The sequence below is a fragment of the Pseudomonas sp. Z4-20 genome, assembly GCF_051131955.1.
Taxonomy (GTDB): domain Bacteria; phylum Pseudomonadota; class Gammaproteobacteria; order Pseudomonadales; family Pseudomonadaceae; genus Aquipseudomonas; species Aquipseudomonas marvdashtae.
The window spans coordinates 1,570,264-1,584,423 of the sequence record NZ_CP071641.1; the positions used below are offsets into that span (position 1 = coordinate 1,570,264).

Here is a 14,160-nt window from a genome sequence, read left to right on the forward strand (position 1 = left end):
GGAGCGTCACGATGAGTAGTTATTCGGTTTGGCTCGGTAAAGGTCTGGTCCTGATGCTGGCACTGCTCATTTTCACGAGCCAGGCTGCAACCGGCCCGGAAGTCGCGCAATTGCTTAACAATCGGTACCGCTATGCACCGCAGCAGTGTGCCGGAGGACACCCGGCATATTTTTGTAGCGGGGTGCTGGTCAGTGGGCTGGCGAGCGGCTTCACCGTGAAATTCTGGGAGCATGGTCCCACCGCCGATGCCCTGGGCGCGCGTGACTTTTCCTATTTGCGCCGCGACCTGGGCATCCGCACCCTGACACAGCCCAGCGGGATGGTGTTCAGTGATTCGGTAACTGCCATCAGCCAAGGAAAATCGTTGGACGTGCTCTGTGCCTACCCGTTGGTATCGACGAATAGGGATAAATACGGCTGTGGCGCAGGCGGCAGCGAGGGTGATCCGGGCTCCTGCGCCGCGCAGGGCGTGAACGATGCGCCGGGTTGGCTGGCGCATTTCCAGCAGCAAGGCCAGCAGCCTGCGGCGCAATGTTCGCTGAGCAGCCGCATCGCGGCACAATTTCGCGCCAGCCTGCTGGCCCATGAACAACTGGGCGGCAGTTGGGTTGCCCAACCCAACCAAGTACAGGTACGTAATTGGGATCCCCAGGCCCCGACGCAAGTACCGGTGCAAGCGTTGTTTTATGACGTACATGGGGACAAGGGACTGCGCGTGGCGCAGTCCGATCAGAAGGACTATTACGCAGCCACGGGGCAATGGCTGCCGATCCTGCGCCTGGACCTGACCCAGGCCGACGGCTTGGTGTTTGGTTTTGATTTGCAAGAGCAGCTGTACGTGGGCTATCAGGTGGCGGAGCGGCTCAACAGGCGGTATTTCGATACGGCGCCGACCTGTCCAGACGGTCGTGCGTCGTTCTACTGCAATGGAGTGGTGTTGAGGGGAACCGATGCGAATACCGCATTCCATTCCTGGAATCCCAGCCCGGGATCTGTTCGGAACAATGGTGTTTCCACGACTTATTTGAGGGCCGATGCACACGTCCTCAGACCGGTTTGGCGTCAAGGGTTCCTATTCAAAGAGTGGGCCGCGCCGGCTACTTACCCGCTGACGATGGGTTGTGCCTATCCTGTCGATGCAGGTACCTCAAATCTGGCTGAAGCTTGTTCGTCCCACGGTGTGTGCCAGCAAATGGGGATCGACAGCGTGGCTACCTGGATGGAGCGTTATGGTACCTATCCCTATAACACCTGCAGTTTTTTGCCGACTGCGGAGCAGATCCAACTGACGATCGATATTCGCGTGCACATGGCGGATAGGGATTGGAATGAGTTCATGGTCAGGACCTGGCCGCAGGACATTCCCGAGCAATTACCGATCGACGCGGTGTTTTATGGCGATGCGCTTTTCGAGGGTAATGGGCCGGTCGGTTCACGCTATCTCCAGGATGATTACTTCCAGCAAACCGGTCGATTCATGCCGATTGTCGAACTGCGGCTGGATGCGCCGGATGCCCGGATATTTAGGTTCAGTCCGGACGACCAGTGTCTGAGCGATCGTTGTCCGGCTCCTCAGGTAAGAGCGGCGGGTCGACAATATTTCGGTCCGAACCTGGAGCGGTACCTGGATCCTTAACGATGTTGCTTCGTCCAACGGCGATTACTGTTTGTCTGTGTTCGGGGGGCGACGCGTGATTCTGTAAACCTGGTTTCAAGGAGGCATTCATGGGATTTAATTTTCTGCTGAGCAAGCTCCTGGGTCTGGTATCGATCGTATTTGTGCTGGCGGTCCAGGCCGCCACCGGGCCTGAAGTCGCGCACTTGCTTAATAATCGTTACCGCTATGCACCGCAGCAATGCCCCAATAACCAGCCGGCCTACTTTTGTAGCGGGGTGCTGGTCAGTGGGCTGGCGAGCGGCTTCACCGTGAAATTCTGGGAGCATGGTCCCACCGCCGATGCCCTGGGCGCGCGTGACTTTTCCTATTTGCGCCGCGACCTGGGCATCCGCACTCTGACACAGCCCAGCGGGATGGTGTTCAGTGATTCGGTAACTGCCATCAGCCAAGGAAAATCGTTGGACGTGCTCTGTGCCTACCCGTTGGTATCGACGAATAGGGATAAATACGGCTGTGGCGCAGGCGGCAGCGAGGGTGATCCGGGCTCCTGCGCCGCGCAGGGCGTGAACGATGCGCCGGGTTGGCTGGCGCATTTCCAGCAGCAAGACCAGCAGCCTGCGGCGCAATGTTCGCTGAGCAGCCGGGTGGCGGCACAGTTTCGCGCCAGCCTGCTGGCCCATGAACAACTGGGCGGCAGTTGGGTTGCCCAACCCAACCAAGTACAGGTACGCAATTGGGATCCCCAGGCCCCGACGCAAGTGCCGGTGCAAGCGTTGTTTTATGACGTACAGGGGGACAAGGGACTGCGCGTGGCCCAGTCTGACCAGAACGATTATTTCGCGGCCACTGGTCAATGGCTGCCGATTCTGCGTCTGGATCTGGCGCAGCCCGACGGGCTGGTGTTTGGTTTTGATGTGCAGGAGCAAGTGTACGTTGGTTATCAGGTGGCGGAGCGGCTGAACAGGCGCTATTTCGATACGGCCAAGACCTGTCCGGATGGGCGGGCATCGTTTTATTGCAATGGGATCATATTGAGATCGACCGAAGCCGTCACGGCGTTTCACGCATGGGATCCCAGCCCCCGATCAGAACAGATTAATGGTGTATCCGCCAGTTATGCACGGGCCGATGCTGTGATGCACTTGCCCGCCGGACCTCAAGGCTTGTTGTTCAAGGAATCTTCCGCGCCAGCGGCCCATCCGCTGACGCTGCGTTGCCTGTACCCGTTCGACGGTTATACGGGGAATCTGATCGAAGCCTGCACCGGGCGTATGGTCTGCGCAACGGGAGGTGTTGACAGCGTGGCGAGCTGGCAGGGCCGGTACGCCACGGCGCCTTATGAATCCTGCAGTTTCGATACATCGGCGGATATGGCCCAAGTGGTCATGGACATCCGCAACACGGTCGCGCACCCCCAGTACAACTGGAACGAGTTGGTGCTGGCGGCCTGGCCGAAGGACATTGCCGAGAAATTACCCATTGAAGCGGTGTATCACGGCCCCGGACTCAGGCCGGGAGATGGGTTGGCGGGAGCTCGTTATACCCAGGACGATTATTACCAGAAGACGAGGCGTTTCTGGCCCGTTGTACAAATGCGTCTTAACGCTACGGATGGCCAGGTATTCCGCTTCGATCCCGCTGAACAGTGTCTGACAGAGAATTGCCCACCGCCGCCGCAGGCTATGGGAGTCCAGGACATGGAGTCGTGGTTTCGCGAGCACGGACAATAAGCCATTCGGGAGAGACCACGATTATGAAGCGGGGCGATTACAAGCGAACTCAAAATCGTGGCCGGTCCCGTTTCCGCACCATTTGTCATCGAGTCGCCAAACCCAAGCCGCTCCTACGAATGACGCTTGGACTATAGGGCCGTCCTGCAGAGATCATCAATCAGACGATGCGTAGGACTCTTCCCTGAATTATGTGAGCGGAAAATGTCAGAAAAATCCCCGACGGTACTGCGTCCACCCCATACTTTTTTATCCAGCTCAACTCCCCTCCGCATCCTGCATAACCACAGCCCTTCACACCAAAACCTTTGTGACAATCAGACTAATGGGCTATAGCTCAAGACATGGCTGCCGATAGGTAGGTATTCCCCCGTGTAAGGAGTGACCCCCATGCCGCGATTTTTTGCCGACCTTGGCTTTCGCTGGAAGATCACTCTCCCAGTCGCCTTCCTGGCTGTATTGCTGGCGCTAATGGGGTGGACGGGCATGCGCGGCATCGGTCAAGTGACCGAGTCCAGCACGCAATTGACCAAACGTTATTTGCCGGCCATCAGCCTGTTGCTCAATGCGGATCGCGATCTTTATCAGGCGTTCGTCGCCGAGCGCAGTCTGCTGGATGGTCATGCAGACGTACACGTGCAGGCGCTGAGCGCCAGTCATGGCGAGAATGCCAAGCAGGCCTATGACCGCGTGCAGCAATATGCCGCGATGCAGCCCGGTGCCGAGGCGCTGGCGTTGGTCAGTCAGTTCAACGACAGCTTCGGAAAATGGATGCAGGTTTCGCGGCGGGTCATCGAGCAGTCTGTCGGCGACCCCCAGGGCGCCAGCGCCTTGAGTTTTAGTGACAGCGAGCGCCTGTTCGATACCATGCGTGATTCCATCGACAAGCTGGGTGAGCTGGAAGATGCCGCGTCGCACCGCGAGGGCGACGCGGCGATTGAAAACGGCGAAGCAGTCGGGGTGCATCAGGGCGTGATTCTGCTGGTCGGCCTGCTTGGTTGCATCTTGGTAATCGTTGTTCTGCCACTGGTAGTGCTGACCCCTATGCGCCGATTGTTGCAGCGAGTCGAGCAGATCGCCGAGGGCGGGGGCGATTTGAAAGGACGCCTCGAAGTGCGTTCGGCCGATGAGTTGGGCCAGCTCGGCAGCGCCTTCAACCGTTTCCTCGACAAGTTGCAGCCGTTGATCGCCGAGGTTGGGCGGGTGACCGGGGAGGTCGACTCCGCAGCGCGCGCCATGGCCAGCATGGCGGCGACAAATGATCGCTTGATCAGCAGCGAGCATGCGGCGCTCGACCAGGTCAGCACCGCTGCCACGCAGATGAGCGCGGCGGTGCATGAAGTAGCCCATAACGCGGCGAGCGCTTCCGAGGCCGCGCAGCAGGCGACGAGCCAGTCCCGCGACGGCGCCCAAGTGGTCAGCAGTACCGTCGATTCGATCCGCCAGTTGGCCCAGGAGGTGGAGAGCGCGTCGGGCACGATCGAGGCCCTAGCCCAGGAAACTTCCAGCATCGGCGCCGTGCTCGAGGTGATCCGTGGCATCGCCGAACAAACCAACCTGTTGGCGCTGAACGCGGCCATCGAAGCCGCGCGAGCCGGTGAGCAGGGCCGTGGTTTTGCCGTGGTCGCCGACGAAGTGAGGGCGTTGGCGGCGCGGACCCAGGATTCGACCAAAGACATCCAGGTTCGCATCGAGCGTTTGCAGAGCGGTGTTGCCAAGGCCGTGCAAGCCATGCAGGTCGGCAGCAACAAGGCGCGCGACAGCGTTGAACGCGCCGCGGGCGTCGATCAGGTGCTCAGCGGTACCGGCGGTTCGATCCAGCGGATCAACGACATGGCCGCGCAGATCGCCAGCGCGTGTGAAGAGCAGAGCAGCGTTACCGAGGAAATAGCCCGCAATATTTCCGACATCCGCGACTTGTCCAACGAAGCAGCCGCCAACTCCGCCCAAAGCATGCACGCCAGCCAGCAGCTTTCCAACTTGTCGAGAAACCTGGCAGAGCTGACCGGCCGCTTCCGTACCTGAGGCAGGTGCTGCCGTGTCCGTTGACGATCAGCTGCGAGCGTTGCATCAGGACGGTTTTGTCCTGATGCCCGTTGTGTTGAACGTCAGGCGAATCACCGACCTGCGCCGGCGGAGGTTCAATCCGGAGGTCCTGGCCGCCGCGACGCCTCGCCAGCGCCGGCTGCTGGGCGACCATCAGGAAGCGGAATACGACTGAACTTGGCCCAGTCAGATCCAGACATCATTGACCGCTGTTCGCTCATTGGTTTCTTCGCCGGTATTGATCACGCCCCGAGGTTCTATTAACAACAACTTCACTTCCTGCTTGGCACTGGGTTTGTGCTCGACACCTTTTTTGACGACGAACATTTCGCCCGCGCCAATCGTCACTGCACCCTCGCGAAAATCGATACGAAGCTCACCTTCCAACACGATGAAGGTTTCATCTGTATCAGCATGGGTGTGCCAGATGAAATCGCCTTCTAGCCGGGCGATCTTGAACTGGTAGTCGTTCATTTCGGCGACCACTTTTGGCGCCCACTGCTCGTGGAACAGCGCGTATTTCTGGGCGAAGTTAATGGGGGAGTAATGATTCATCGGACACGCTTCTCAACTGGAATATGAGCGCTACCTTATTGCCTTGGGGTGGGGCCGGTATTGGATGATCGTGCAGCTTTTTGCGCTGCTCGGCACAGGTCTTTAGCGCAGCATTTTCAGCCAGCGCGCAGGCGAGATGCCGAAGGCCTGGGTGTGGAGGCGCGTCATGTGGCTTTGGTCAAAAAAACCGCAGGCCAAGGCAGTTTCGCTCAACGGCATGCCGCGCAATACCAGGCGACGGGCTTGGCTCAATCGACGGTGGATGATGTAACGATAGGGGCTGGTGCCGTACAAGGCGCGGAAGTCCCGGGACAGGCTCCATCGGTCACGACCGCTGGCCTCGACCAGGTCATCCAAGGTTATTGGCTGGCCAAGGGCATCATGGATGAACAGCCTTGCGCGCTCCGCTGCAGGATAATCCAGCAACCTGCGTCCACGCCTGTTCCCTGCCGCAACGGCGAGTGCCTGGGCTACGTCGTAGATGGCATCGTCCTCTTCAAGCGGATCGAGGCGATGCTCCAGCGTGCTCAATAGCCTGCGGGTCGCGATGTTGAGTCGGGGGTCGTTCGACAGCCCGCCTTCGATGAAGGGCAATGGCCTGCCCCCCAGCACTTGCTGGATTAGCGCCGGTTCGATGTAGGACATCCTGTATCGAAAGCCGTCGCTTGTCCCGGCCTCACCGTCATGGACCTCGTCTGGGTGCAGTACGATGGTGCCGCCCGGCTGGCTATGACGTTTGCTGTGCCGGTAATTGAAGCTCTGGACGCCGGAAAGGGTGAAGCCGATGGCATAGGTGTCATGCCGGTGGGTGGTGTAGCCATGACCACTGAAATAGGCCTCGATGCGTTCCAGCTTCCCCGATTCAGGAGCGCGCAGCAGCCAATCGCGACAAATGCTTGATTGAGCCATGGGCATCGACCTCTCGCTGTTGTCTGTACACGATACCCGCCTGGTTCCACACGCCAAAGCAAAACAACGAAGTTGGTGTTGGACAGAGCTGCTCATTTCACCGAGCAGCCTCGCGATAATAGCCCTCGGGGGTCAGATTTCCTTCACGGGCGTCTCGCCGTGGGCGCTTTTGATCAACCCGATAACATGCAGGCAGTCAGCCTTGTTCACGTAGGATTCGCCGCTGGCGATGGTTTCGTGATTGCCGGCCCTCAAGCGCCAGCGCCACTGGCCTTGTCCGGTGTAGGGGGTGCCTCGGGTCTGTCTGTAGATTTCAAAATACATCGGTTCGCTCCCTGCGATTCATTCATTCAAGACACGTTTTGAACATGTCGTCGCAAGCCTAGCCAAGCTGAAAACTTTCGCAAAATGGCAATACGTTTCCAATGATTGTGGGATATTTCAGGGCATTGCAGAGCTTGCTCAAAATCGACTCGAACCAGGAGCCATGCATGAACCGCAACGAATTGCGCGAGCCAATATTGCCGGCTTCGCCGATGAATGGCTGGCCGAGATCGGTCGCAAGCGGCAGGTCGTGCTGTCGGTGCCGCAGTACAGCGCATTGCCGGCGCTACTGGCAGGCACAGACCTGATCGCCAGCCTGCCGGACTATACCGCCACCGCCATGGCTGCTTCCGGCCAGTTGTTCAGCGAACCCTTTCCCTTCAAGACGCCCACCCTGGACCTGTCCATGGTCTGGCTGAGCCACGTCGACAATGACCCGGCCGAGCGTTGGCTGAGGTCCCGTCTGGAGGCGTTCATGAGTGAGCGCAAGGGCCCGAGGGGCGAAACAAAACCTGCCTGAAACAGCAAAGTCGAGGTATGGTTGCGCCGATTGTCATCCCGATATCATCTTCGAAACGGAGTCGAACACATGCCTCACCTGCACATGGAGTACACCGCCAACCTGACCGAGCTGAACGCCGACGTCGCGCTGTTGCGCATGAACAACGCACTGGTGGCATCCGGTCAGTTCGCCGCCGAGTTCGACATCAAGAGCCGGGCCGTGAAAATCGAGACGTTTCGCGTTGGCACCGGCATGGGTGAGCGCGGGTTCGTGCATGTGAAACTGGCCTTGCTAAGCGGTCGTTCACCGGAGATCAAGAAGCAGTTGGCCGATAGCCTGCTGGCGGTGATCCAGGATCTGGGCCCATGGCCCGTCGGCGTCAGCGTGCAGCTGTGCGTGGAAGTGCTCGATATTGATCGGGGCCCCTACGCCAAGGCAGCCATCGGTCTTTGAAATACGGTGTGCACACGCAGTGGATCGAGTAGGCGATGGCTGTTTGAAGTGGCTATCTAAAAAATGATTTAACAGCAATTTTTTCACGAAAAATTGATGGCGGGCTATCTAAAGTTTGTGTTGCCGTAGGAAATGAGTTTTTCACATTTACTGCGCCAGCCTTATAAAGAACAACGCTCAGGAAGTCCCCGCCATCATGTTAACGATTAAAGCCGTGCGCCCCGAGTGGGTGACACTGGTCGCCAGTGCGTTTCTGTTAGTGGGCTTTAATCTGGTGCTCTGGCAACACCTGCTCACGATCACCGCATCGGACGGTCACGGAGTGTTGCTGTGCCTGGCCTTTGGCGTGATGGTGTTCTGCGCGTTCAACCTGGTGCTGACGCTGCTGGCGTTCCGTCCGCTGCTCAAGCCTGTGCTGGCGCTGCTGTTCGTGATCAGTGCCGGCGTGGCGTATTTCATGGCCCAGTATGGGGTATTGATCGACGCCGGCATGTTACGCAATTTCGCCGAAACCAATGCCACGGAAGTGCGTGACTTATTGTCGGTCAAGTTGTTTGCCTATTTGTTCTTATTGGGTGTCTTGCCGGCGTGGTTATTGTTCAAGACCCCGATAAACTATCGTCGCTGGCCCAAGGAGTTGTTAAGTAAACTGATTGTCGCGGTGGCCTCGGCTGCGGTGCTCGGTGGGGTTGCATTGAGCAATTACCAGGGCTTGTCTTCGTTGTTTCGCAACCACCACGAGTTGCACTTGATGGTCGTGCCAAGCAACTACATTGGCGCGTCGATCGGCTACTTGCGCGAGCAGGTCGCGTCAGCCAAGCAACCGTTCATTGCCTTGGGCGAGGATGCGAGTCGCAACCCGGCCTGGCAAACCCACGGGCGAAAATCCCTCACCGTGCTGGTCGTGGGGGAGAGCGCCCGGGCCGAAAACTTCGGCATTCTCGGCTATAAGCGCGATACCACGCCGAAACTGGACAAGGAGGCGGGGCTGATCGCTTTCACCGATGTGCATTCCTGCGGCACCGAAACCGCCGTGTCGGTGCCCTGCATGTTTTCCAATATGGGGCGCAAGAACTACGACGCCAGCAAGGCCAGGAACGAAGAGGGCCTGCTGGACGTGCTCAAGCGCGCCGGGCTGGAGGTGATCTGGCGGGACAATCAATCCGGCTGCAAGGGCACCTGCGACCGGGTCACGGTGCAGGACGTGAGCAATCTCAAGGACCCGAGCCTGTGCGCCAACAGCGAGTGCCGCGACGAGATCCTGCTCCAGGGCCTGCAGCATTTCATCGACACCCTGGACAAGGACACCGTGCTGGTGTTGCACCAGATGGGCAGCCATGGGCCGGAGTATTTCAAGCGCTATCCCAAGGAGTACGAGCATTTCACTCCCGTGTGTGAAAGCAACGCCCTGAACAATTGCAGTCGAGAAAGCATCGTCAACGGTTACGACAACACCTTGGTGTACACCGATCACGTGCTGTCGACGCTGATCGATCTGCTGCGCGCCAATCAGGACAAGGTCGATACCGCGATGTTGTATCTGTCGGACCATGGCGAGTCCTTGGGCGAATACAACCTGTTCCTTCATGGCACGCCGTACATGCTGGCCCCGGAGCAACAGAAGCACGTGGCGATGCTGGCTTGGTTTTCTGACAGCTACCAAAAGTCCTTCGCCGTCGATACCCATTGCCTGCAACTGAGTCGGGACAAGCCCCTGAGCCAGGACAACCTGTTCCATTCGATGCTCGGGCTGCTGGAGATCAACAGCAAAGTCTACAACCAGGATCTCGACTTGTTCGCCAGCTGTCGCGGTGCGGTGATTGACGGCGTGCTGGCCCGGGAATAATGCCTACACCTTTTTTTCACGCAGCGTTGTTTAACCTGTCCTTCAACCTTTTTTCATGAGCTGTGAGCATGCCCCGGCAATTCCCATCCACTGTCGAGCTTGAGTTCGCCAGGCAGCATGACCAGGAGCATGCGCAAATCTGCCGTCAGCCGGCGCCTCGCCGCTTGCGCCTGGCGTTCTGGCGTGACGAGCAGTTGGTGCGCAACGCCTTGAAAGTGGCGGGTGAGCCTGGGCTGGTGCTGGACGTGGCGTGTGGGGCGGGGCGGTTCTGGCCGGTCTTGGGCGAACATGCCAATCGGGTGATCCTGGCGGCGGACCCGTCGCCAGACAGGCTTGAGCACGCCCGCAGCCATCATGAAGGCGCATTGCTCGAACGGGTCACGACTTTCCCGAGTTCGGCGTTTACCCTCGGCCTGTCAGCCAACGCGGTCGACTGCATTTTTTGTGTGCATCTGTTTCTGCACATCAAGGCCAGCGAGCATCGCCTGGCCTTGCTGCACGAATTTCATCGGGTCAGTCGCGACACGGTGATCGTTTCGGTCCAGATCGAAGGGCGTCTCAAGCTCGGCAAGCCGACGCAGCGAAGCCTGGCCGATAAGGCCGACGTCGAAGCGCAGTTCATCGAGGCCGGGTTCACCGTGCTGTGGCACCAGGATTTCCTGCCTGGTTTCGCGTTGAAGCGGGTTTACGTATTACGCAAGGCCGGTTAAGTCTGGATGTAGGACTATTCTTGCGTTTGCGCAGGCAATTTCTCTCAAGCTCTTGCTCCGTAGATGCTCGCAACCGCCGACGGCGATATATACTGCGCGCCATTCTTCAAGGGAGAGCCGTGTGGCCATCGATATTCACTGGATTCGCGACAACGATAGCCTCGGTCAGTTTTGCGCCGAATGGCAAGCGTTGCCATTCGTCGCCCTCGACACCGAATTCATGCGGGTCGACACTTTTTATCCCATTGCCGGCTTGCTTCAGATCGGCGACGGCAAGCGCGCCTACCTGATCGACCCCTTGACCATCAATGACTGGAGACCCTTGGCCGCGTTGCTGGAAAACCCGGCGGTGCTCAAGGTGTTGCATGCCTGTAGCGAAGACCTGGAAGTTTTGCTGCGCCTGACCGGCAGCCTGCCCGCGCCGTTGTTCGACACCCAACTGGCCGCCGCCTACTTGAACCTCGGTTTTTCCATGGGCTACTCGCGGTTGGTGCAGGAAGTACTGGGCATCGAACTGCCCAAGGGCGAGACCCGTTCCGACTGGTTGCAACGCCCCTTGTCCGAGACGCAAATCAGCTACGCCGCGGAAGATGCTGTGCACCTGGCGGAAGTTTTCGTACAGCTGCGCCCGAAACTTTCCGACGACAAGTACGCCTGGGTGCTAGAGGACGGCGCCGAACTGGTGGCCAACCTGCGTCGCGAAATCGACCCGTACGAGGTGTACCGCGAGGCCAAGCTGGCCTGGAAGCTGTCCCGTGCGCAACTGGCCGTGCTGCGCGAGCTGTGTGCCTGGCGCGAGCGCGAAGCGCGGGCCCGTGACTTGCCGCGCAATCGCATCATCCGTGAGCATTCACTGTGGCCCCTGGCCCGCACGCAGCCGGATAACCTCGGCGCGCTGGCGAAGATTGAAGACATGCACCCGCGTACCGTGCGCCAGGACGGGGAGTTCCTGCTGGACCTGATCAAACGTGCGGCCAGCGTGCCTCCCGAGCAATGGCCACCCGCCGTGCCCGAGCCACTGCCCATCGAGGCGTCGGCGCTGCTCAAGCGCCTCAAGGCGTTGGGGCAGGCCGAAGCCGAGCGCCTGGGTGTAGCTCCGGAGCTGATGCTGCGCAAGAAAACCCTCGAGGCCCTGATAAAAAGCGGCTTTCCCGAGGGCCCTTACCAATTGCCCGATTCGCTGCGTGGCTGGCGCCGCGAGTTGATGGGCCAGGCCCTGCTCGACAGCCTGGCCACCGCCGGAGAACAGCCTTGAAACGTATCTGCTCCATCTATCGAAGCTCGAAGAAAAACGAGATGTACCTGTATGTGCTCAAGAGCGATGCCTTGAAGCGTGTGCCGGAGCCATTGATGGCGGCATTCGGCAAGGCGATCCATGCCTTTGACTTGGTGCTGAGTCCCGAGCGGGAGCTGTCTCGGGAGGACATCAACAAGGTGCTGGAAAACCTCGACACCCAGGGTTATCACTTGCAAATGCCACCGGCCGAAGACGAGTACATCGAGCATCTGCCTGAAGAGTTGCTACGACGCAACGACCCGATTTGACAATACCCCGGGCGCCCGTCTCGGGGCTCTTGAAACATTGAAACGATTTTGGCGATGGTCCGTGAGGACGGAGCGATACTCTGTCAGCGGCCGTCTGCACTGTTTTTGAAAGGTTGATTCATGCGCGTTCTGATTGCCGAACACGACCACGCGGTATATGCCCAGCTTCTGCGCCAAGCCGCACCCGATATCGAAGTGCTGACCAGCGGTGACTCCGCCGAGCTGGCGCGGCTGGCCAGCGACTGCCCGGTCTGGCTCGGCCAGCCTGACCTGTTGGCGACGCTGTTGCGTCAAGGCCACCAACCCCGTTGGTTGCAATCGACCTGGGCAGGCATCACGCCGCTGCTGGCCGAGGGTTTGACACGCGATTATCGACTGACCCGCGCCGTCGGTATTTTCGGCCAGTTAATGGCTGAGTATGTGCTGACCTACATGCTCGGCCATGAGCGCGAAGTGTTGGCGCGGTTGGTCAGCCAGGTGGAGCGCAAGTGGGACAATCGCCAAGGGCAAAGCCTGGCGGGGCGCAAGGTGTTGATCGTCGGGACCGGCGATATCGGTCAGTGCATAGCGCAGTTCCTGGTGCCGTTTGGCGTGCAGTTGTACGGCATCGCCAGCGAAGCCAGGGAGCTGGCGCCGTTCGTCGAAGTCGGCGCGCTGGAAGATTTGCCACGCCTGGTGGGCGAAGTGGATTACGTGATCAATCTGCTGCCGAACACCCCGAACACCCATGACATCTATGACGCGGCGCTGTTCAAGCGTTTCAAGCCCACCGGGTTGTTCATCAATGTTGGCCGTGGCGTGGCCGTGGTCGATGCAGACCTGGTGCAAGCCTTGAAAGAAGGGCACTTGGCCGGCGCGGTGATCGACGTCTGCCGCCAAGAGCCATTACCGCAGCGTCATCCATTCTGGACCGCGTGGGGCCTGCTGCTGACTGGTCACAGCTCGGCTCCGACCTCGCCGCCGATGATGGTGCAACTGTTCCTGGACAACCTGCGGGCGTATGAGGCCGGTGATGGGCTGCGTGGGGAAGTGGATTTCAGCCGGGGTTACTGATCCGCTGACTCCACCCAAGACTTGTGGACCCATCGTGGCGAGGGAGCTTGCTCCCGCTGGGCTGCGAAGCAGACCCAAAACCATTCAGCACGATGCATCAGGCAACGGCTGATATTTTTACGACTGCTGCGCAGCCGAGCGGGAGCAAGCTCCCTCGCCACGGGTCGCGGGGTCCTTACAGAGTGAAGTCGCCTTCGGCCACCCGCTCGCTCAACGGCCAGAGTGGTTTTGTCCCCCAGCTTGCCAATCGCCACGGCGGCGGAACGTGATGCAGCAACCTACGTCTCGGCGCCCGGCCTGACAAGCCCCGGTTACCGACAGTCGCCAATGCTTGGCCTCCAGAGGTCCCGGCACTAGACTGTCGGCCTTTTCACCACGCGATGTTGATGCTCGAGCCATGGCCGCCAAAGTCGAACCGTTCTGGATACGCAAAACCCTCGATCAGCTCGATCCCCAGGAATGGGAATCGCTGTGCGACGGCTGCGGCCTGTGCTGCCTGCAAAAGCTCGAGGATGAAGACGACAACAGCGTCTACTACACGCGCATCGCCTGCAAACTGTTGGACCTGAAGACGTGCCAGTGCACGGACTACCCCAATCGCCGCGACTTCGTCCCCGACTGCATCCAGCTCACGCCGGGCAAGGCCGATGAGTTCAAATGGCTGCCGCCGACCTGTGGCTATCGACTGGTCAGCGAGGGCAAGGACTTGCCGCTGTGGCACCATCTGGTCTGCGGCGATCGGGACGCCGTGCACCACGAACGCATTTCCCAATCGGGGCGCATGCTGGCCGAAGGCAGCGTGGCTGAAGACGATTGGGAAGATCACCTGATTTTTCGTGCAGGCTGAAATCCAACGGCATCGCATCAC

12 protein-coding genes and 4 pseudogenes are annotated in these 14,160 nt (G+C 59.4%); 13 read left to right on the forward strand and 3 right to left on the reverse strand.

The features are described 5' to 3' along the window. The first annotated feature begins 11 nt into the window (after window positions 1–11). The 5 genes and pseudogenes from J3P82_RS07305 to J3P82_RS07325 form a co-directional block, all read left to right on the forward strand. Window positions 12–1,637 (forward strand): hypothetical protein, encoded by a 1,626-nt coding sequence (locus J3P82_RS07305; RefSeq protein ID WP_434561860.1) that lies wholly within the window; start codon window positions 12–14, stop codon window positions 1,635–1,637. A gap of 89 nt (window positions 1,638–1,726) precedes the next feature. Beyond that, the gene (locus J3P82_RS07310; RefSeq protein ID WP_434561862.1) at window positions 1,727–3,349 is read left to right on the forward strand and encodes a hypothetical protein; all 1,623 of its coding nucleotides are present in this window, start codon (window positions 1,727–1,729) and stop codon (window positions 3,347–3,349) included. A 486-nt stretch (window positions 3,350–3,835) separates the two neighbouring features. Next, a pseudogene (locus J3P82_RS07315) lies at window positions 3,836–4,468 on the forward strand (MCP four helix bundle domain-containing protein); the annotation flags it as partial. Window positions 4,469–4,774: 306 nt separating this feature from the next. Then, window positions 4,775–5,374 (forward strand): annotated as a pseudogene (locus tag J3P82_RS07320) (methyl-accepting chemotaxis protein); the annotation flags it as partial. Between the two features lie 112 nt (window positions 5,375–5,486). Beyond that, window positions 5,487–5,570, forward strand: a pseudogene (locus tag J3P82_RS07325) (phytanoyl-CoA dioxygenase family protein); the annotation flags it as partial. A gap of 11 nt (window positions 5,571–5,581) precedes the next feature. On the opposite strand, the gene J3P82_RS07330 reads toward J3P82_RS07325, so the two are convergent. The 3 genes from J3P82_RS07330 to J3P82_RS07340 form a co-directional block, all read right to left on the reverse strand. Next, window positions 5,582–5,950, reverse strand: a complete 369-nt coding sequence (locus J3P82_RS07330; RefSeq protein WP_434561864.1) for a cupin domain-containing protein — start codon at window positions 5,948–5,950, stop codon at window positions 5,582–5,584. 102 nt (window positions 5,951–6,052) lie between these two features. Further along, window positions 6,053–6,859, reverse strand: a complete 807-nt coding sequence (locus tag J3P82_RS07335) for an AraC family transcriptional regulator (protein WP_434561866.1) — start codon at window positions 6,857–6,859, stop codon at window positions 6,053–6,055. 132 nt (window positions 6,860–6,991) lie between these two features. Continuing rightward, window positions 6,992–7,183: a YegP family protein gene (locus J3P82_RS07340; protein WP_434561868.1), complete on the reverse strand. Its 192-nt coding sequence runs from the start codon at window positions 7,181–7,183 to the stop codon at window positions 6,992–6,994. A 190-nt stretch (window positions 7,184–7,373) separates the two neighbouring features. Between J3P82_RS07340 and J3P82_RS07345 the strand changes: the two are divergent. From J3P82_RS07345 to J3P82_RS07380, 8 genes and pseudogenes are all read left to right on the forward strand, one after another. Beyond that, window positions 7,374–7,703, forward strand: a pseudogene (locus J3P82_RS07345) (LysR substrate-binding domain-containing protein); the annotation flags it as partial. Between the two features lie 69 nt (window positions 7,704–7,772). After that, complete coding sequence (locus J3P82_RS07350; RefSeq protein WP_434561870.1) at window positions 7,773–8,138, forward strand: 5-carboxymethyl-2-hydroxymuconate Delta-isomerase; 366 nt, start codon at window positions 7,773–7,775, stop codon at window positions 8,136–8,138. A 196-nt stretch (window positions 8,139–8,334) separates the two neighbouring features. Continuing rightward, a complete protein-coding gene (locus J3P82_RS07355) occupies window positions 8,335–9,984 on the forward strand; it encodes a phosphoethanolamine transferase (protein WP_434561872.1) in 1,650 nt (549 codons plus the stop codon). 68 nt (window positions 9,985–10,052) lie between these two features. Further along, a complete protein-coding gene (locus J3P82_RS07360) occupies window positions 10,053–10,694 on the forward strand; it encodes a class I SAM-dependent methyltransferase (protein ID WP_434561874.1) in 642 nt (213 codons plus the stop codon). 121 nt (window positions 10,695–10,815) lie between these two features. Further along, window positions 10,816–11,949, forward strand: a complete 1,134-nt coding sequence (gene rnd / locus J3P82_RS07365) for a ribonuclease D (protein ID WP_434561876.1) — start codon at window positions 10,816–10,818, stop codon at window positions 11,947–11,949. Beyond that, complete coding sequence (locus J3P82_RS07370; RefSeq protein WP_186614117.1) at window positions 11,946–12,239, forward strand: YcgL domain-containing protein; 294 nt, start codon at window positions 11,946–11,948, stop codon at window positions 12,237–12,239. The genes rnd and J3P82_RS07370 overlap by 4 nt, the downstream gene beginning before the upstream one ends. A gap of 120 nt (window positions 12,240–12,359) precedes the next feature. Then, window positions 12,360–13,292, forward strand: a complete 933-nt coding sequence (locus J3P82_RS07375; RefSeq protein WP_434561878.1) for a D-2-hydroxyacid dehydrogenase — start codon at window positions 12,360–12,362, stop codon at window positions 13,290–13,292. Window positions 13,293–13,689: 397 nt separating this feature from the next. Further along, window positions 13,690–14,139 carry a YcgN family cysteine cluster protein gene (locus J3P82_RS07380; RefSeq protein ID WP_033054039.1) on the forward strand — a complete coding sequence of 150 codons (450 nt, stop codon included), beginning with the start codon at window positions 13,690–13,692 and terminating at the stop codon, window positions 14,137–14,139. Window positions 14,140–14,160 lie beyond the last annotated feature (21 nt).

Coding starts and splice junctions, on each gene's coding strand:
- J3P82_RS07340 (WP_434561868.1), bottom strand. CDS start 7,183: ATGTATTTTGAAATCTACAGACAGACCCGAGGCACCCCCTACACCGGA.
- J3P82_RS07350 (WP_434561870.1), top strand. CDS start 7,773: ATGCCTCACCTGCACATGGAGTACACCGCCAACCTGACCGAGCTGAAC.
- J3P82_RS07375 (WP_434561878.1), top strand. CDS start 12,360: ATGCGCGTTCTGATTGCCGAACACGACCACGCGGTATATGCCCAGCTT.
- J3P82_RS07380 (WP_033054039.1), top strand. CDS start 13,690: ATGGCCGCCAAAGTCGAACCGTTCTGGATACGCAAAACCCTCGATCAG.
- J3P82_RS07330 (WP_434561864.1), bottom strand. CDS start 5,950: ATGAATCATTACTCCCCCATTAACTTCGCCCAGAAATACGCGCTGTTC.
- J3P82_RS07360 (WP_434561874.1), top strand. CDS start 10,053: ATGCCCCGGCAATTCCCATCCACTGTCGAGCTTGAGTTCGCCAGGCAG.
- J3P82_RS07355 (WP_434561872.1), top strand. CDS start 8,335: ATGTTAACGATTAAAGCCGTGCGCCCCGAGTGGGTGACACTGGTCGCC.
- J3P82_RS07335 (WP_434561866.1), bottom strand. CDS start 6,859: ATGGCTCAATCAAGCATTTGTCGCGATTGGCTGCTGCGCGCTCCTGAA.
- J3P82_RS07305 (WP_434561860.1), top strand. CDS start 12: ATGAGTAGTTATTCGGTTTGGCTCGGTAAAGGTCTGGTCCTGATGCTG.
- J3P82_RS07310 (WP_434561862.1), top strand. CDS start 1,727: ATGGGATTTAATTTTCTGCTGAGCAAGCTCCTGGGTCTGGTATCGATC.